We start from the raw sequence: 16,761 nt of genomic DNA on the forward strand, positions 1-16,761 counted from the left end.
CACCTGAATCGGATAGTCCGCAGCCTTCGGCGGCGCGGTCAAGTTATGAGACAATTTTACATGGGTTCGGCTGGCATCCAGCCATCCGGACATTCCAGTACGCGGCACCGCCGTCTTGCCGGTCGTCAGCCTGCTGCAAAGCAGCCGCCGCGCGGTGCGCGCCGCAACCCGGACGCCATTGCACGAAACGTGCCCGTCCATCTCGAAGATCATTGGAGAAGTTATGGGATTTCTCGCAGGTAAGCGAATCCTGATCACCGGCTTGCTGTCCAACCGCTCGATCGCCTACGGCATCGCAACGGCCTGCAAGCGCGAAGGCGCCGAGCTCGCATTCACCTATGTCGGCGAGCGGTTCAAGGACCGCATCAACGACTTTGCCAAGGAATTCGGCAGCAGCCTGGTATTCGAATGCGACGTTGGCAGCGACGAGCAGATCGCCGCCACCTTCGCCGCGCTCGGCCAGAGCTGGGACAAGCTCGATGGCCTGGTGCATTCGATCGGCTTCGCTCCGCGCGAGGCCATCGCCGGCGACTTCCTGGAAGGCCTCTCGCGCGAATCCTTCCGCGTGGCGCACGACATCTCCGCCTACAGCTTCCCCGCGCTGGCCAAGGCCGCCTTGCCCATGCTGTCGGACAAGGCCTCGCTGCTGACGCTGACCTACCTCGGCGCGCAACGCGTGGTCCCGAACTACAACACCATGGGCCTGGCCAAGGCATCGCTGGAAGCCAGCGTGCGCTACCTGGCCGCCTCGGTGGGCCCGCGCGGCATTCGCGCCAATGGCATTTCCGCCGGCCCGATCAAGACCCTGGCCGCTTCCGGCATCAAGGGCTTCGGCAAGCTGCTGGGCCACATCGAAGAGGCAGCGCCGCTGCGCCGCAATGTGACCATCGACGAGGTCGGCAACGTGGCCGCCTTCCTGCTGTCGGACCTGTCCAGCGGCGTGACCGGCGAGATCACCTACGTGGACGCCGGCTTCAATACGGTGGGCGCGAGCCTGCCGGAAGAAGTGTAAATCCCGGCACGGCCGCCTCTCGTGGCGGCCATCGCAATAATGGGGCGTACGGCTTTGGCCGACGCCCCTTTTTAGTGCCCGCCCGTCGGCACAGCGCGCGCAGCCTATTCGGCACCCTGCCCGGCCAGGCGGCCCGAGCGCAGATAAGCGACGATGGGCGCCCAGAACGCGTCCTGCCGCTCCGGCTGGATCGCCGCATCGTGCGGCAGCGCCGGCAGCGCCACCAGCCGGCTGGGGCCGCCGGCAGCGCGCTCCAGCCGTTCGGCATGCGCGAAGGGAATCACCTCGTCCGCGCGGCTGTGCACAAGCAGCAGCGGCAGCATCGATTTTCGCAGCTGATCCTCGTTGTCCCACGGCTCAGGAAGCAGCCTGGCGATCCACGCCGGCACCCGCCCCGTCACCACCGCCGCCTCGCGCGCGGACGTGAAGCCTGCGGCAATCACAAGGCCCGCGGGCGCCGGGCGCAAGGCGGAGATCACATCCAGCAGCACCCCGGATCCCAGTGAAAAGCCCATCACATAGCGCCGGCTGGCCCGCGGCGTCATGGCGAGGAACTGTCCATACGCAGCCAAGCCGTCCTCATGCAGGTTGACCACGCGGGGCTTGCCGCCGCTGGCGCCGTAGCCGCTGTAGTCGAACACGCAGGACGAGATCCCGTTGCGGTAGAGCAGCGCCTGCGCGCTGGCCCAGTCGGACAGGTTTTCCTCGTCGCCGTGGTAGATCAGCACGGCGGGCGCATCACCGCCCTGCGCCAGGACGCAAGAGGCGCGCAACATGCGCTCGCCACTGGCAAACGCGAACTGGCGCGACGCGACGCCCAGGCGGTCCGGCGTCATCGCGTCGGCCGCGCCGGCCGGCTTGGGCTCGAACACGTCCTCCTCGACCGCCAGGAACAAGGCATGGCGGGCAACGGCAGCCAGCATCAGCAGGCAGGCGCCGCCGGCCAGCCAGTAACGGAGCTTCCTGCCAGCGCCTGGGGTGGACTTCGCCATGGGAATGGGAATACGGAAAATGGCCTCGGGAAAGGCGCCGTGACAAAAACAAAGACCACGGCCAGCCCCGAAATCTTAGTCCGGACTGGCGGCCAGCGGCGGCGCATCCGCGATGTTCGCGATGCGATGCCGGTTCTGGAAGCACCGGAGGCTATGGGCGATGGGGAATGCGGGGGTGAAAATGGTCCGCCCTACACGATTCGAACGTGTGACCGCTCGCTTAGAAGGCGAGTGCTCTATCCAACTGAGCTAAGGGCGGACAGGAGGAACTGCTGAAATGCTGAAGGCTTGGCATGCTGCTGAACGCTTAGCATGCGAAGCCCGGTATTCTACCTCAGCCCCGCGTCTGATCCTACCGCGTCGGCACGCTGCCTGATACAGCCCGGCTCAAGATGCCTGCGAAATCCGCATCCGCGGCGGCGTCGCCATGCCGGCAAGCCGTTCAATGGGCTGCGTGGACACACAGTTGCGCCCCATGGTCTTGGCATCGTAGAGGGCATTGTCGGCACGGCGCATGAGCGTATCCGCCCCCTCTCCCGGCAGCCGCTCGGCCATGCCGATGCTTACCGTGTAAGAAATCGCATCCGGCTCGGATGGACATGGGGTGGTGCGCACCAGCGCGCTCAGGCGCAGGCTGATCGCCCTGCCCTGGTCCAGCGCGGTGCCGGGCATCACGATGCCAAACTCTTCCCCGCCCAGCCGGCCGACGAAATCGTCCGCGCGCACGGTCCTGCGCAGCAGGCCGCTGAAATGGCGCAACACGCTGTCGCCGGCCAGATGGCCGTAGAGATCGTTGATGGCCTTGAAATGATCCAGGTCGATGAACGCCACTGTCAGCGGTCGTTGCTGGCGGTCCGCCTGCTTGCAGGCCTCTTCCAGCGCCTCCCAGTAGGGTCCGCGCGACAGTACGTCGGTCAGGTCGTCATAGCTGGCACGGCGCTCCAGACGCCGGCGCAGGCTATCGTGGGCAAGCAGCGCGAAGCTCACGGCCAGGCTGACAATGCCAAAGGCATGCAGGATGGTGAACGATTCCCGGGGCGGCAGCTTGGCCAGCCAGGCAAGGCCAGCGGGCAGCAGCGTGAGGTCGATGGCTTGATAGAGGCCCATGGCCGCGCAAGCGAGCGCGATCAGCCCAAGCGACAGCGCTGCCAGGCGGCCGGTGCCGCGCTTGGCGCGCATTTGCGGCGCCACTACACGCAGCAATCCCAGCGGAAGATAGATATTGGCCAGGATAAAGACGAGCGCCGGCTCCTTCGGCGACACGCCCGCCCAATCGAAGTAGGCGGCATTGGCCAGTACCGCCAGGTTCAGCAGGCAGAGCGCAAGCGCGCCCCCGCGCTTGCCGAAGAAGCGGCGCGTGCCATAGACCATCAAGGACAAGGCCGCCGTCATGGCCAGATCCACCAGATTGAGCGTAAGCCATTCCGGCAGATAGTCCTGCGCAGCGAGCAAGACGGTGGCTGCGGTGACCAGCAACGCACCCGCCACCCAAGAATTCAAACCGGCGCGGCCCATGCCGGGTGCGCGCTGCAAGACTGCGAACACCACCGCCATCTGCAGCCCGAATAGGCCCGCGACCAGCACACTAACCTGTGACTGAAACATGATTTCCCCGTCCAACTTGGCAGGCGGCGTTCCGTCACGCCACCATGCGCCCCGGGACCCGCGCGGACCCGAGGTTTTCGCCATACTTTCTTTTTAAGCTTCTGACCGTCTTCATGCGCCCCGGCGGACAGGGGCTGGGCCTCGCGATCGTGGCGAGGGCACTCTTATTCTCATGTTCGGCGCCAGTCCCGCCAGCGGCCCGGATTGCCTCTGCGCCTGACCGGGCGCAGGGCCTGGCCGCTGCGGTGTGCGGATTATGTCAGCGCTTGCGACCAAGTCAAGCGAACCCTTCTATCCATCAAACCCAGCGACGATGCCCACACCGGCCGGCGCTTCGCTTGGCCGATGCAAAAGTAAAATTTGACCCTGGCCCTGCCGCCGGGCTACAATCCGACGCTTCGGGGCGTAGCGCAGCCTGGTAGCGCATCTGATTTGGGATCAGAGGGTCGCATGTTCGAATCATGTCGCCCCGACCAGTATTTAGCAACAAGATCAAAGGCTTAGACCGTAGGGTCTAAGCCTTTTTTTGTCGCCTCATTTTGTCCGGGCCTGTTCTGGCCGCCGCGGCCACCCTGCTTTCATTGCGGCGCAGCAACCCAATGGCAATGCCATGAATATGGGATGCCCTGCACGCTTGAAACGCCCACACTGGCACCGGGCGGGTCCGCGAACCGCCCACACCACTTTTTAGCCCGCAACCCACCCGGCGGCGGGCATTTTTTCTCGTGTTTTCGCCGCCGTTCCGGGTAGGGCGAGCGCGCGCGCCACGCCTCAAATGCACACCCATGATATAATCGCGCGTTAGCCCGGGGTTTATGCAGCATGCCCTGTAACCGGGCGCCCTTGCCGAGGAACGCAGCCATCACACTGCAGCGCAGTATTCAGCGAACTGCGCAGCGCAGTTCGCAGCGCAGTTCGGCAAGTCACCGGGAACATCTTGCCCGCTTCATTGCCCCCGCGCCTATCACGGTAGCACGGCCGCATTAGCTTGGGCCGCAACCGGCAAGGCAATCGGCCGGGCACTGACGCGCCCCCTGGCGATTCCCTAACGTGGACCTTTTTTGCACGCGCTTTTTTTGCCGTGCCGGTCCGGGTCAGCTTGCCTCCCGCAACTTCAAGGCGCAACCAAGCAAGCCGGCGCTTGTCACTGCTGGCACCCGGACCTCGCGAGCATGCAGGCAGCCTGCCGGCGCTCGTCTCACCGGATTTACCTAAATTCATGCAGCCCAAGGCTGCCGTAAAGGAAGAAGATTGGCTAAGGAAGAACTTATCGAATTTGGCGGTGTTGTCTCGGAAGCCCTGCCGGACAACCGTTACCGCGTGACGCTGGAAAACGGCGTGGAAATCTGGGCCTATGCCTCGGGCAAGATGCAGAAGCACCGCATCCGCATTCTGGCCGGTGACCGCGTGACGCTGGAAATGTCGCCCTACGATCTGACGAAGGGCCGCATTAACTTCCGCCATAAAGTCTGATCTTCTTCCACGCTCGTCGCCGCCGGCGAGCGTTGCGCTAAACCGCGCTCCAGGGCACCGCATCGCCGCGGTCCCGCCCTGGGAAACATCTGGCCATTGCCACCAGCAAGCATCGACAGGAACGATTCCACTGAAATAATCATGATGGCTATTCCATCTTGATGCCTCAGGCCTGGCGTTCTGGTCGATGCCGGTGGCTTGCCTGCCGTTGCTGCCCTCTCGTTTCATCCCAGGTTGCCACTGCTTCCGGCATGCATGGCTCGCCACATACGCGTCATTCAGCCGTGCCATGCTGCATGCCCGCCCGGTGTTTGCCCGTCTTGCACGCACCTGAGCGCGTGGCCATACTCGAAACATCCCTTTTCCCATTAGCTTGAGCACACTGCTCTCATGAACCTGATCCTGTGGCGTCATGCCGAAGCCGAGGAGTTGTCTGGCGCGCTTGGCTTTTCCCGCAATGCCGACCTGCAACGCCCCCTGACCAGACGCGGGCATAAGCAGGCGGATGCCTCCGCAGCCTGGTTGCGCAGCCACCTGCCTCCCGGGACGCGGGTGGTCTGCAGCCCCGCCCTGCGCACCCGCGAGACCGCCGCTGCCCTGTGGGAGAACGCTGAGGTATTGCCCGAGCTTGCCCCGAGCGCCGATGTCAGCTCGGTGCTAGCCGCGATCGACTGGCCCCAAGGCGCCGAGCACACCGTGCTCGTCGGCCACCAGCCTTGGCTTGGCCGGCTTGCCAGCCTGTTGCTGGCGGGCTCGGAAATGAACTGGAGCGTGCGCAAGAGCGGCATCTGGTGGCTGTCGGGACGCACGCGCGAAAGCGAATCGCAGGTAGTGTTGCGCGCTGTCATCAATCCGGAATTTCTCTAGCATTTTTTTTTGCACCCCGCACCCGCGCGGCCCGGCTTTCCGGGCCGCCGTCACGGAACCGTCACGACGGCTTCACGGCACTGTCACCTGCCCTCTCTACATTCAACCGCAACAGTTTCGTCACCGAAAGGACATACTGATGCGAGAGCTCCCGACGCCCACCCAGCCGTTGTTCGATTCCCTGCCCAGTGGCCTCTCAGGCCATTCGGCGCGGAGGCGTCTTCATCGCCAGCAACCTGCACAAGCACATGAACAAGCGCATGACCAGCCTGCTTTCAGCGTGGCGTGGGCGCGCCACCAGGATGAAGTAGAAGAAGCGCAGCGCCTGCGCTACAAGGTCTTCGCCGAAGAAATGGGCGCCAGGCTAAACCCGTCGAGGCCTGAACTTGACGTGGATATGTTCGACGCCTACTGCGATCACCTGATCGTGCGCGATACGGCCACGCTCAAGGTCGTTGGCACCTACCGCGTGATGGCACCCCACCAGGCCAAGCGCATCGGCTGCCTCTATGCCGAGTCGGAATTCGACCTGGTGCGCCTGGCTCACCTGAAACCCAAGATGGTGGAACTGGGCCGCTCGTGCGTGCACCGCGACTACCGCTCGGGCAGCGTGATCATGGCGCTTTGGGGCGGCCTGGGCGAGTATCTGCAGCGCTGGGGCATCGAGTCGATGCTGGGATGCGCGAGCGTGCCGATGAGCGATGGCGGCCACTACGCGGCCAGCCTCTACCGGGTCTTTGCCGAGCGCGCCCTGGCGCCGATCGAGTACCACGCATTCCCGCGCCTGCCCCTGCCGATCGATGAGCTCAACCAGACGCTGGACGTAGAGCCGCCGGCGCTGATCAAGGGTTACCTGCGGCTAGGCGCGCGCATTTGCGGCATGCCGGCGTGGGATCCCGACTTCAACGTGGCAGACTTCCTCACGCTGCTGCGCGTCAACGACATGAACCCCCGCTATGCGCGCCACTTCCTTGGCCTGAACCGCGACGCCTGAGCCTGCACGGGCGCTCGCCGCCTGTTTTGGTCTGAGCCGCTTGTCGAAACGGGGGCAGCCATCCGGCTGCCCCCGCGCTTTGCTTAGGCGTACACCACCTTGTAGCGCTTGCCGATGCGTTCCCACTCGTCGGCTTCCTGCGCCAGGCTGTACTCGACCAGCGGGTTGGCCTCGATCCACGCCTTCGGCAGGCGCACCTCGAAGCCTTCGTCCAGCGCATCCGAGCGCTGGCCCACGGTGATCTCGGGCAACGGCTCGTCGGCGCGGCGCCGGCACAGCACGAACGCCAGGCGCAGGCTGAAGAGCATCCGCCAATCGAGGAACTTGCCACTGCCGGAGAGCTTGCCGAGCTTGCCGGCATGCCCAAGCAGCAGGGTCGCCAGCCGTGCCTGGTCGGTCTTTGAGAAGCCCGGCATGTCGGCGTGCGTGGCGATATAAGCCGAGTGCTTGTGGTAGCCACTGTGCGAGATGGTCATGCCGATCTCGTGCAGCCCGCCGGCCCAGCCCAGCAGCGCCAGGTTGTCGTCGCGGCGCTCATTGCGCGGCTCGGGAAACTGCGCCAGCAAGCCCAGCGCGGCCTGGCGCACGCGCTGGGCCTGCGCGCGGTCGACTCCATAGCGGCGCATGAACTGATCAACGGTGATGGTGCGCATGTCCTCGTGATGCGTGCGGCCCAGCAGGTCGTACAGCACGCCCAGGCGCAGCGCGCCGTCGGTGACGTCCATGCGATCGAGGTCGAGCTCGGCGAACACGCCGAGCATGATCGACAGGCCACCGGGCAGCACGGGGATGCGATCCGCCTTCAGGCCCACCAGCTTGACCCTGTTGGCGTTCTCCGCCTTGACCAGCGCGCGCTTGAGGCGCTCCAGCCCTTCGCGGGTGATGCCGTGCTCGGCCGGGTTGTCGTTCATGCCGTTGAGCTCGATCAGCTCGGCCAGCGCGCGCGCCGTGCCCGACGAACCCACCGCCTGCTGCCAGCCGGCAGCGCGGTACTGGCGCACCAGCACCTGGATCTCCCTGCGCGCGGCCAGTTCCGCCTGCTTCATCGCGTAGTCGTCGACGTTGCCGCTGGGGAAGAACTGGCGGCTGTGCGAGACGCAGCCGATGTAGAGGCTCTCCATCAGCTTGGACGTGTAGCCGGTGCCGATGATGAACTCGGTCGAGCCGCCACCGATATCGACCACCAGCCGGTTGCCCGCGCAGGCCGGCGCATCGTGCGAAGCGCCCAGGTAGATCAGCCGCGCTTCCTCGCGCCCGGCAATCACTTCAATCGGGAATCCCAGCGCATGCTCGGCCTCGATCAGGAATTCCGAAGCGTTCTTGGCTACCCGCAGGGTATTGGTGGCCACCGCCCGCACCTGGTCGGGGGAGAAATCGCGCAGGCGGTCGCCGAAACGCCGCAGGGCGTCGATGCCGCGCCGGCGCGCCGGCTGGTCCAGGTATTTGTCCGGCGTCAGGCCCGCGGCCAGGCGCACCGGCTCGCGCAGCGCATCGACCTGGAATAGCTGGCTGGCCGGCCCGGATGCGGTCAGGCTTTCGTCCACCCGCCCGATCATCAGGCGGAAGCTGTTTGAGCCCATGTCGACGGCGGCCAGCAGGCGAGGGGTTTGGTTCATCGCGGTAGGGGAATGTGGGTAAAGGCCGCAAGCCGCGGCGTAAGTAACGGTGTCGGGCAGTCAGGTTCGACCAACCATAGAAAATATGTCTTTATCATGTCTATATCGTGACAAAATCACATTGTCATCAATTTGACATGATTCTATGAAAAAGTCGCCGCATTACCAAAAGAAGGTCATGCCAATGTCGACAAGCCCACCCGGCACGCTGCTCAACCGCGAAATGGGCATTCTGGAATTCAATATGAGAGTCATGGCACAGGCGGCTGACGCCAACGTGCCACTGCTCGAACGTCTGAAGTTCATCTGTATCGTTTCAAGCAATCTGGACGAGTTCTTCGAGATCCGCATGGCCGGCTTGAAGGAGCAGATGCGTGACAATCCGTCCGGCATCACGCCCGACGGCCTTTCCTTGCAGCAGGCATACCAGATCGTCACGGAACGCGTGCAAAAGCTGGTGGCAATGCAGTATGACATGCTGCAAAACGTGATTTTGCCCCTGCTGGAGAAAGAAGGGGTGTTCTTTCACCTGGCCCCCACCTGGAACGAGGCACAGCGTGAATGGGCGCGCAGCTTCTTCGTGCGCGAGCTCGGCCCGGTCCTGACGCCGATCGCGCTGGACCCGGCCCACCCCTTCCCGCGGGTGCTCAACAAGAGCCTGAATTTCATCATCGAATTGTCGGGCAAGGATGCCTTCGGCCGGGAGGCCGACCTGGCGATCGTGCAGGCGCCCCGCGCGCTGCCGCGCGTGGTCAGGATGCCCGGGGAGCTCTCCGGCTATCCCTACGGCTTTGTGCTGCTGTCGTCCTTCATGCAAGGGTTCGTGCATGAGCTGTTCCCCGCTATCAAGGTCAACGGCTGCTATCAGTTCCGCGTCACCCGCAACTCTGACCTGTTCGTGTCAGAGGACGATATCACGGACCTGCGCGAAGCACTGCAGGGCGAACTGCCGACCCGCCACTTCGGCGACACCGTGCGCCTGGAGATTTCGGCCGACACCCCCCCGGCCATGGCACGCCGCCTGCTGCTCGAATCCGGCCTGGGCGAGCAGGACGTGTACCGCGTAAGCGGCCCGGTCAACCTGGTGCGACTGATGCAGATCCCCGACCTCGTCGACCGCCCTGCCCTCAAGTACCCGCCGCACGTGCCGGCGCCGGTCAAGGTGTTTGTGCCCGGCGCTTCGATGTTCGACGCGATCCGCCAGCAGGACGTGCTGCTGCACCATCCTTACGAGAGCTTTAGCTCGGTGCTCGACCTGCTGCAGCAGGCCGCCGTCGATCCTGCCGTGGTAGCCATCAAGCAGACGGTCTACCGCACCGGCAACGAGTCGCCGGTGATGGAGGCGCTGATGACCGCGGCGCGCAACGGCAAGGAAGTCACGGTGGTGGTGGAACTGCTGGCGCGTTTTGACGAGGAAACCAATATCAACTGGGCCGAGCGGCTCGAATCCGCCGGCGCGCATGTGGTCTACGGCGTGGTTGGCCACAAGTGCCATGCCAAGATGCTGCTGATGGTGCGGCGCGAACTGGATAGCGCCAAGAGCAAGCAGTTCAAGCTGCGCCGCTACGCGCACCTGGGCACCGGCAACTATCATCCGCGCACCGCACGGCTGTACACCGACTTTGGCCTGCTCACCGCCAACGAGCAGATCTGCGAGGACGTCCAGCACGTGTTCCAGTTGCTCACGGGTACCGCGGGCACCATCCGCCTGAATCACCTGTGGCAGTCGCCATTCACCATGCAGAGCAACCTGGTGGAGCATATCCGCGCGGAGGCCCGCAACGCCCGCGCCGGCAAGCCCGCCCGCATCATGGCCAAGATGAATGCGCTGCTGGAGCCATCGATCATCGACGAGCTGTACAAGGCGTCGCGCGCCGGCGTGAAGATCGACCTGATCATCCGTGGGGTGTGCGCGCTGCGCCCGGGAGTGCCGGGCCTGTCGGAGCACATCACGGTGCGCTCCATCGTCGGGCGCTTCCTCGAGCATCACCGCGTCTATTACTTCTTGGCCGACGGTGCGGAGGTGGTCTACCTGTCCAGTGCGGACTGGATGGACCGCAACCTGTTCCGTCGCGTCGAGGTGGCATTCCCGGTGCTGGACAAGGTACTGAAGGCGCGGGTCATCAAGGAGAGCCTGCGGGTGCATCTGCACGACAATGCCTCCGCATGGACCATGCAACTCGACGGCAGCTACACCCGCAAGCACACCAAGTCCAAGCAGCCGCACGTCAGCCAGAACGACCTGCTGGCCCTGTTCGGCAGCGCCTGAGGGTTGGAATCGGCACGGCGCGCCTCGCGTGCGCCGTGCCATGCACAACGCCGCGAGCGAGCGCGGGTCAGGCCGCCTTCTGCGGCGACTGGCCAGGCTGAGGCAAGGCGCTAGGCAAATAGCCGCTGCGATCGCCCGGGAATACCACGCGGAACACGCTGCCGCGCCCCACTTCGCTGGTGATGCGCAGGTCGGCATGGTGGCGCGACAGCACATGCTTGACGATGGCGAGCCCCAGGCCAGTGCCGCCGGTATCGCGCGAACGGCTGCGGTCGACCCGGTAGAAGCGCTCGGTGAGGCGCGGGATATGGTCAGCGGCGATGCCCAGACCCGTATCGGTGACCGAGAAAATGGCGTGCTCGTTCTCGTACGTCAGCGCGATGCTGATGCGCCCACCCTCCGGCGTATAGCGCACCGCGTTGGAAACCAGGTTGCCGAAGGCCGACAGCAGTTCACGCTCCGCACCGCGGATCATGACGGCCGGATCGATCTGCGCCGAGATCTGGTGCTCGCCCTGCGATAGCGCCTCGGCGTCGTGCACAAGGTGCGCAACGAGTTCGGCCATGTTGATCCGGTCCAGGCTCGGCGGCTGCTCGTCGCTTTCCAGCTTGGCCAGAACCAGCAAGTCCTCGACCAGGTGCTGCATGCGCATGGACTGCACCAGCATCATGTCGAGGTAGCGGTTGCGATCCTGCTCCGACACCGGCAGGTCGCGCACCGTTTCCAGGAAGCCGGTCAGCACCGTCAGCGGTGTCTTCAGTTCGTGCGAGACGTTGGCGACGAAATCCCGGCGCATCGCCTCGGTGTTCTCCACCTTGGTGATGTCGTGCGTGAGCACCAGCTTGCGGTTATCCCCGTAAGGCAGGATCTGCACGGCGATCACGCTGCGCTTGTGCTCGCCCATGTCGCGCATCACCAGCGGCTCATCGAAACGCTGCAAGTGCAGGTACTGGACGAATTCCGGCCGCCGGATCAGGTGGGTGATGCGCTGGCGCACGTCCCGACGCGCATTGAGGCCAACATGCTGCTCGGCGACATCGTTGCACCATTCGATCTGGTCGGCATCGTCGAGCATCAGCACGCCATTGGGCGACGCCTGGATGGCCTGGATAAAGCGGGTATGTTGCTGCTCGACCTGCAGCACCTGGGTGCGCCAGCGCTTGACCAGGCGATGCAGGCGGTAATACACCTCGCCCCACAGCCCCAGCGCGCTGGGAATCTCGCCGTAGGCAGGCGCATCCAGCACTTTCCAAAGCCGGTTGATCTGGTAGATGTAGTAGAGCAGATGCCCCAGCAACCCGACGCACAGCACGGCCAGCGCAGGCACGGGACCAAGGACGAAGTACAGCCCGGCCGAAGCCAGGGCCAGGAGAATCAGGATGGCCGCCGAACGGGCCCAGATGACGTTCATGAAGAAGTGAGAAGGTCAGGCAGGCGGCAAGACCGCATGGAATGCGGTGGAGTGTGCCACGAAACGGGCAACAAGCAAGCAACAGGCGACTGGCAAGCGACTCGCAGGCAAACAGGCGCCACGCCGGCGACGGCGTGGCAAGCCGGGTATCAGTGGCTGGGCGCGCGCGCCAGGCGGTAGCCGCTGCCGCGCACCGTCTCGATCATGTTGCTGTAGCCGCCGGGGGTCAGCGCGGCGCGCAAGCGCTTGATATGCACGTCGACGGTCCGCTCTTCCACGAACACGTGATCGCCCCAAACCTGGTCCAGCAACTGCGAACGGCTGTGGACGCGCTCCGGATGCGTCATCAGGAAGTGCAGCAAACGGAACTCGGTAGGACCGAGGTCCAGCTTGATCAGGCCGGATTCGTCCTGGCCGGTGACCCGATGCGTGGCCGGGTCAAGGCGCAGGCCATTGATGGCAACGACGTCGTCGGTCAGTTGCGGGGCGCGGCGGCGCAGCACGGCCTTGATGCGGGCCAGCAGTTCCTTGGGCGAGAACGGCTTGGTGACGTAGTCGTCCGCGCCGGCCTCGAGCCCCAGCACCTTGTCCTGCTCTTCGCTGCGCGCGGTGAGCATGATGATCGGAATCTGCTTGGTGCGGTCGTTATTGCGCAGTTCCTTGGCGAAGGTTGCTCCCGACTTGCCCGGGAGCATCCAGTCGAGCAGCACCAGGTCGGGCAGCACGTCGCTCATCAGCGACAGCGCCTGCTCGGCGTTATAGGCCCGGATCGGATAATGTCCCGCGTGTTGCAGGTTGACCGCGATCAGTTCGGCAATCGCGGGTTCGTCTTCGACAACAAGAATGCTGCTTGGCATGTAATTTTCTCCGCGGTGGCGCCTTAACTCAGCGCTTCGCGCTCCATGTCCTCACGCGAGGCGTGGCGGACGTCGGTTCCCTTGACGATGTAGATGATGAATTCAGCGATGTTCTTGGCGTGGTCGCCAATGCGCTCGATCGCCTTGGCGATAAAGAGGAAATCCAGCGCGACCGAGATCGTGCGGGGGTCTTCCATCATATAGGTGATGAGCTTGCGCACGAACGCACGGAATTCGTCGTCGATGGCCTTGTCGTCCTTGACGATCCGGGCGGCAGCCACGGTGTCCAGGCGCGCAAAGGCATCGAGTGCCTGGCGCAGCAGCGCGATGGCCATCTCGCCCGAGAGCTTCACCTCGGAATAATTGATCTGGTGGGCGCCCGCGTCTTCCATGATGTGCTTGGTGCGCTTGGCGATTTTCTCCGCCTCGTCGCCCGCGCGTTCCAGGTTGGTGATGGTCTTGGAAATCGCCATCACCAGGCGCAGGTCGCGCGCGGTCGGTTGCCGGCGCGCGATGATGTTGCCGCAATCGGCATCGATCTCGAGTTCCAGGGCATTCAGGTGATGCTCGCGCGCGATGACCTGGTCGGCCAGGCCCGCGTCGAACTCCGAAAGCGCCCGCATGGCGTTTTCGATCTGCGACTCGACCAGACCGCCCATCTGCAGCAGTTTCGTGCTGATGGCGTTGAGGTCGGCGTCGAATTGGGTCGACAGATGCTTGTCAGACATGTTGCTCTCCTAGCCGCTCTATTCGTATGCTATGCGTTATGTGCTTAACGCTCAATCAGCCGAAACGGCCGGTGATGTAGTCTTCCGTTTCCTTGCGATGCGGCTTGATGAAGATCTTCTCGGTCTCGCCGAATTCGATCAGTTCACCCAGGTACATATAGGCGGTGTAGTCCGAGCAGCGCGCGGCTTGCTGCATATTGTGCGTGACGATCACCACCGTGTAGTCGTCCTTGAGCTCGGCGATCAGTTCTTCGATCCGGCCCGTCGAGATCGGGTCGAGTGCGGAGCACGGTTCATCCAGCAACAGGACTTCGGGGCGGATGGCGATGCCACGCGCGATGCACAGGCGCTGCTGCTGGCCACCGGACAAGCCGTAGCCCGACTGGTTGAGCTTGTCCTTGACTTCGTTCCACAGCGCCGCCTTGGACAGTGCCCACTCCACGCGGTCGTCCATCTCCGAGCGCGACAGCTTCTCGAACAGGCGCACGCCAAAGGCAATGTTGTCATAGATCGACATGGGGAACGGCGTGGGCTTCTGGAACACCATGCCAACCTTGGCGCGCAACAGGGCGATGTCCTGCTTGGCGGTCAGCAGGTTGTCGCCATCCATGTTGATCTCGCCCTCGGCACGCTGCTCCGGGTAGAGCGCGTACATCTTGTTGAAGGTGCGCAACAGGGTCGACTTGCCGCAGCCGGACGGGCCGATAAAGGCCGTCACCTTGCGCTCGGGAATCGACATGTTGACGTTCTTCAACGCATGGAACTGGCCGTAGTAGAAGTTCAGGTTGCGCACGTCGATCTTGGCGCGGGTCGTGTCGGGAATGTCGATGACGGTCGAGGTCATGCTCGTCTCTCGCAAAGAATTTCGGGAATGCCGTGCGGCTATCGCGCTGCCGGTCATTTCTTGAACAGCATGCGTGCCAGGATATTGAGCGCCAGCACGCCAACGGTAATCAAGAACACGCCGGCCCAGGCCAGTTGCTGCCACTCGACAAACGGGCTCATGGCGAAGCGGAAGATGGTCACCGGCAGGTTCGCCATCGGCTTGTTCAGGTCGCTGGTCCAGAACTGGTTGGACAAGGCCGTGAACAGCAGCGGCGCGGTCTCGCCGGCAATACGCGCGACCGCCAGCAGCACGCCGGTGACGATGCCTGCGTACGACGACTTCACCGTGATCGACAGCACCATCTTCCACTTGGGCGTGCCCAGCGCGAAGGCCGCTTCACGCAGCGCGTTCGGGACCAGGTTCAGCATGTTCTCGGTCGTGCGCACCACGATCGGAATCTGCAGCAACGCCAGCGCGCAGATCCCGGCCCAGGCGGAGAAGTGCCCCATGCGGGTCACCACCAGCGCGTAGACGAACAGGCCGATCACGATCGACGGCGCCGACAGCAGGATGTCGTTGATAAAGCGGATGAAGCTTGCCAGCGGCGAAGTCTTGCCGTACTCGGCCAGGTAGATGCCGGCCAGGATGCCCAGGGGCGTTCCGCACAGCGTGGCGAGGCCAACCATGACGAAGCTGCCGTAAATGGCATTGGCAAGGCCGCCGCCGGCGGTATTCGGCGCCGGCGTCATTTGCGTGAACAGGTCCATCGACAGGCCACCCACTCCCAGCGAGATGGTGGTCCACAGGATCCAGGCCAGCCAGAACAGGCCGAACGCCATGGCGCCCAGCGATGCGGTCAGCGCATAGAAATTGGTGCGGCGGCGGCGTGCCTGCAGGCGCGTGCGCATGGCATCCGCATCTGGGCTCACAGCCGGAATCGAGGAAGAGGAGGAAGTCATCGCGGCTTGGCTCATTTTGCGCCCTCGCTCTTGGCCAGGCGCAGCAGCAGGATCTTCGACAGCGCCAGGACCACGAAAGTGATGAAGAACAGGATCAGGCCAAGTTCCATCAGCGCGGCGGTATGCAGGCCGGCGCCGGCTTCGGCGAATTCATTGGCCAGCGCCGAGGTGATGCTGTTGCCCGGCGAGAACAGCGAGGCATTGTCCAGCAGGTTGGTATTGCCGATCACGAAGGTGACCGCCATGGTCTCGCCCAGCGCACGACCCAGGCCCAGCATCACGCCGCCGATCACCCCGGCACGGGTGAAGGGCAGCACCACGCGCCACATCACTTCCCAGGTGGTGCAGCCCACGCCATAGGCGGATTCCTTGAGCAGCACCGGGGTGACTTCGAACACGTCGCGCATCACCGAAGCGATGTAGGGAATGATCATGATGGCCAGGATCACGCCGGCGCACAGCAGGCCGATGCCCAGCGGCGCGCCCTGGAACAGCTTGCCGATCAGCGGCACCTGGCCCACGGTGGCGGCCAGCGGCTTCTGGAAGTACTCGCCGAAGATCGGCGAGAACACCAGCAGGCCCCACATGCCATAGACGATCGAGGGCACGGCGGCCAGCAATTCGATCGCGGTGCCGAGCGGGCGGCGCAGCCAGGCCGGCGACAGCTCGGTCAGGAACAGCGCGATGCCAAAGCTGATGGGCACCGCAATGATCAGGGCGATCAGGGAGGTGACGATGGTGCCGTAGATCGGCACCAGCGCGCCATAGACGTCCGCGGGTGGATCCCACTCGGCGGTCCACAGGAAGCGCAGGCCGAAGGCCTCGATGGAAGGCCATGCGCTGATTGCGAGTGACACGATGATGCCGCCAAGCAGCAGCAGGGTCACGATGGCGGCGCCGCGCGTCAGGCCACCAAACAGGATGTCACCGGTACGGCTAGGCGGCCGCACTGCGGATTGATCGGATGTAGTCGCCATGATGTGGTATTGGAATTCGTTTAGTTGGCGGCTCGCCGGCCGTGCCGATCGCTCGGGGCCGATGGGCCCATCGCATTGCGTCGTGCTGCCCGCGCGGATTGCCGCGTTTGCTGCGCTGCTTCTCTACTACTGCTTCTACTGCCTTGCTGTCTTCAATGCCGCTACCGCGGTGGGC

The 16,761-nt window shown here is 64.2% G+C and carries 14 protein-coding genes and 2 tRNA genes; 6 read left to right on the plus strand and 10 right to left on the minus strand.

Annotation, left to right across the window (positions count from 1 at the left end):
* The first annotated feature begins 223 nt into the window (after nt 1–223).
* Entirely contained in the window at nt 224–1,012 is a 789-nt protein-coding gene (fabI, locus tag ACYP5B_RS36210; RefSeq protein ID WP_318231122.1) for an enoyl-ACP reductase FabI, read from the plus strand.
* Nucleotides 1,013–1,116: 104 nt separating this feature from the next.
* On the opposite strand, the gene ACYP5B_RS36215 is transcribed toward fabI, so the two are convergent.
* From ACYP5B_RS36215 to ACYP5B_RS36225, 3 genes are all read right to left on the minus strand, one after another.
* Entirely contained in the window at nt 1,117–2,004 is an 888-nt protein-coding gene (locus ACYP5B_RS36215) for an alpha/beta hydrolase (RefSeq protein WP_459572840.1), read from the minus strand.
* Between the two features lie 182 nt (nt 2,005–2,186).
* A tRNA-Arg gene (locus ACYP5B_RS36220) sits at nt 2,187–2,263 on the minus strand.
* A 128-nt stretch (nt 2,264–2,391) separates the two neighbouring features.
* Nucleotides 2,392–3,609 (minus strand): GGDEF domain-containing protein, encoded by a 1,218-nt coding sequence (locus ACYP5B_RS36225; protein WP_459572841.1) that lies wholly within the window; start codon nt 3,607–3,609, stop codon nt 2,392–2,394.
* 399 nt (nt 3,610–4,008) lie between these two features.
* On the opposite strand from ACYP5B_RS36225, the gene ACYP5B_RS36230 reads away from it, so the two are divergent.
* The 4 genes from ACYP5B_RS36230 to ACYP5B_RS36245 all read left to right on the plus strand — a co-directional run bounded on the left by ACYP5B_RS36230 (nt 4,009) and on the right by ACYP5B_RS36245 (nt 6,943).
* Nucleotides 4,009–4,085: transfer RNA gene (locus ACYP5B_RS36230), tRNA-Pro, on the plus strand.
* 775 nt (nt 4,086–4,860) lie between these two features.
* Complete coding sequence (infA, locus tag ACYP5B_RS36235) at nt 4,861–5,082, plus strand: translation initiation factor IF-1 (protein ID WP_006157708.1); 222 nt, start codon at nt 4,861–4,863, stop codon at nt 5,080–5,082.
* Between the two features lie 390 nt (nt 5,083–5,472).
* A complete protein-coding gene (locus tag ACYP5B_RS36240; RefSeq protein ID WP_400096475.1) occupies nt 5,473–5,949 on the plus strand; it encodes a SixA phosphatase family protein in 477 nt (158 codons plus the stop codon).
* A 139-nt stretch (nt 5,950–6,088) separates the two neighbouring features.
* On the plus strand, nt 6,089–6,943 hold the full coding sequence (locus ACYP5B_RS36245) for a GNAT family N-acetyltransferase (protein WP_082054896.1): 855 nt from the start codon (nt 6,089–6,091) through the stop codon (nt 6,941–6,943).
* A gap of 83 nt (nt 6,944–7,026) precedes the next feature.
* Here ACYP5B_RS36245 and ppx read toward each other — a convergent pair whose 3' ends face one another.
* A complete protein-coding gene (ppx, locus tag ACYP5B_RS36250; protein WP_400096474.1) occupies nt 7,027–8,559 on the minus strand; it encodes an exopolyphosphatase in 1,533 nt (510 codons plus the stop codon).
* A 145-nt stretch (nt 8,560–8,704) separates the two neighbouring features.
* Here ppx and ppk1 point away from each other — a divergent pair, with 145 nt between their 5' ends.
* Complete coding sequence (gene ppk1, locus ACYP5B_RS36255) at nt 8,705–10,828, plus strand: polyphosphate kinase 1 (RefSeq protein WP_400096473.1); 2,124 nt, start codon at nt 8,705–8,707, stop codon at nt 10,826–10,828.
* Between the two features lie 67 nt (nt 10,829–10,895).
* Here the strand turns inward: ppk1 and phoR are convergent, their stop codons facing one another.
* The 6 genes from phoR to pstC all read right to left on the minus strand — a co-directional run bounded on the left by phoR (nt 10,896) and on the right by pstC (nt 16,586).
* Nucleotides 10,896–12,239, minus strand: coding sequence for a phosphate regulon sensor histidine kinase PhoR (gene phoR / locus ACYP5B_RS36260; RefSeq protein WP_459572842.1), 1,344 nt, complete (start codon nt 12,237–12,239; stop codon nt 10,896–10,898).
* A 149-nt stretch (nt 12,240–12,388) separates the two neighbouring features.
* Nucleotides 12,389–13,096, minus strand: coding sequence for a phosphate regulon transcriptional regulator PhoB (gene phoB, locus ACYP5B_RS36265; protein ID WP_043347578.1), 708 nt, complete (start codon nt 13,094–13,096; stop codon nt 12,389–12,391).
* 23 nt (nt 13,097–13,119) lie between these two features.
* Nucleotides 13,120–13,824: a phosphate signaling complex protein PhoU gene (gene phoU / locus ACYP5B_RS36270; RefSeq protein WP_318231129.1), complete on the minus strand. Its 705-nt coding sequence runs from the start codon at nt 13,822–13,824 to the stop codon at nt 13,120–13,122.
* A gap of 55 nt (nt 13,825–13,879) precedes the next feature.
* Entirely contained in the window at nt 13,880–14,668 is a 789-nt protein-coding gene (pstB, locus tag ACYP5B_RS36275) for a phosphate ABC transporter ATP-binding protein PstB (protein ID WP_020202891.1), read from the minus strand.
* A 53-nt stretch (nt 14,669–14,721) separates the two neighbouring features.
* On the minus strand, nt 14,722–15,609 hold the full coding sequence (gene pstA / locus ACYP5B_RS36280; protein WP_440938105.1) for a phosphate ABC transporter permease PstA: 888 nt from the start codon (nt 15,607–15,609) through the stop codon (nt 14,722–14,724).
* 11 nt (nt 15,610–15,620) lie between these two features.
* A complete protein-coding gene (gene pstC / locus ACYP5B_RS36285) occupies nt 15,621–16,586 on the minus strand; it encodes a phosphate ABC transporter permease PstC (RefSeq protein ID WP_400096470.1) in 966 nt (321 codons plus the stop codon).
* Between the last annotated feature and the right edge of the window lie 175 nt (nt 16,587–16,761).

Source organism: Cupriavidus sp. 8B, assembly GCF_054589115.1.

What these genes read in the sequence shown, in the direction of transcription:
- fabI (WP_318231122.1), top strand. Translation starts at nt 224, where the DNA reads ATGGGATTTCTCGCAGGTAAGCGAATCCTGATCACCGGCTTGCTGTCC.
- ACYP5B_RS36215 (WP_459572840.1), bottom strand. Translation starts at nt 2,004, where the DNA reads ATGGCGAAGTCCACCCCAGGCGCTGGCAGGAAGCTCCGTTACTGGCTG.
- ACYP5B_RS36225 (WP_459572841.1), bottom strand. Translation starts at nt 3,609, where the DNA reads ATGTTTCAGTCACAGGTTAGTGTGCTGGTCGCGGGCCTATTCGGGCTG.
- ACYP5B_RS36240 (WP_400096475.1), top strand. Translation starts at nt 5,473, where the DNA reads ATGAACCTGATCCTGTGGCGTCATGCCGAAGCCGAGGAGTTGTCTGGC.
- ACYP5B_RS36245 (WP_082054896.1), top strand. Translation starts at nt 6,089, where the DNA reads ATGCGAGAGCTCCCGACGCCCACCCAGCCGTTGTTCGATTCCCTGCCC.
- ppx (WP_400096474.1), bottom strand. Translation starts at nt 8,559, where the DNA reads ATGAACCAAACCCCTCGCCTGCTGGCCGCCGTCGACATGGGCTCAAAC.
- ppk1 (WP_400096473.1), top strand. Translation starts at nt 8,705, where the DNA reads ATGAAAAAGTCGCCGCATTACCAAAAGAAGGTCATGCCAATGTCGACA.
- phoR (WP_459572842.1), bottom strand. Translation starts at nt 12,239, where the DNA reads ATGAACGTCATCTGGGCCCGTTCGGCGGCCATCCTGATTCTCCTGGCC.
- phoB (WP_043347578.1), bottom strand. Translation starts at nt 13,096, where the DNA reads ATGCCAAGCAGCATTCTTGTTGTCGAAGACGAACCCGCGATTGCCGAA.
- phoU (WP_318231129.1), bottom strand. Translation starts at nt 13,824, where the DNA reads ATGTCTGACAAGCATCTGTCGACCCAATTCGACGCCGACCTCAACGCC.
- pstB (WP_020202891.1), bottom strand. Translation starts at nt 14,668, where the DNA reads ATGACCTCGACCGTCATCGACATTCCCGACACGACCCGCGCCAAGATC.
- pstA (WP_440938105.1), bottom strand. Translation starts at nt 15,609, where the DNA reads ATGACTTCCTCCTCTTCCTCGATTCCGGCTGTGAGCCCAGATGCGGAT.
- pstC (WP_400096470.1), bottom strand. Translation starts at nt 16,586, where the DNA reads ATGGCGACTACATCCGATCAATCCGCAGTGCGGCCGCCTAGCCGTACC.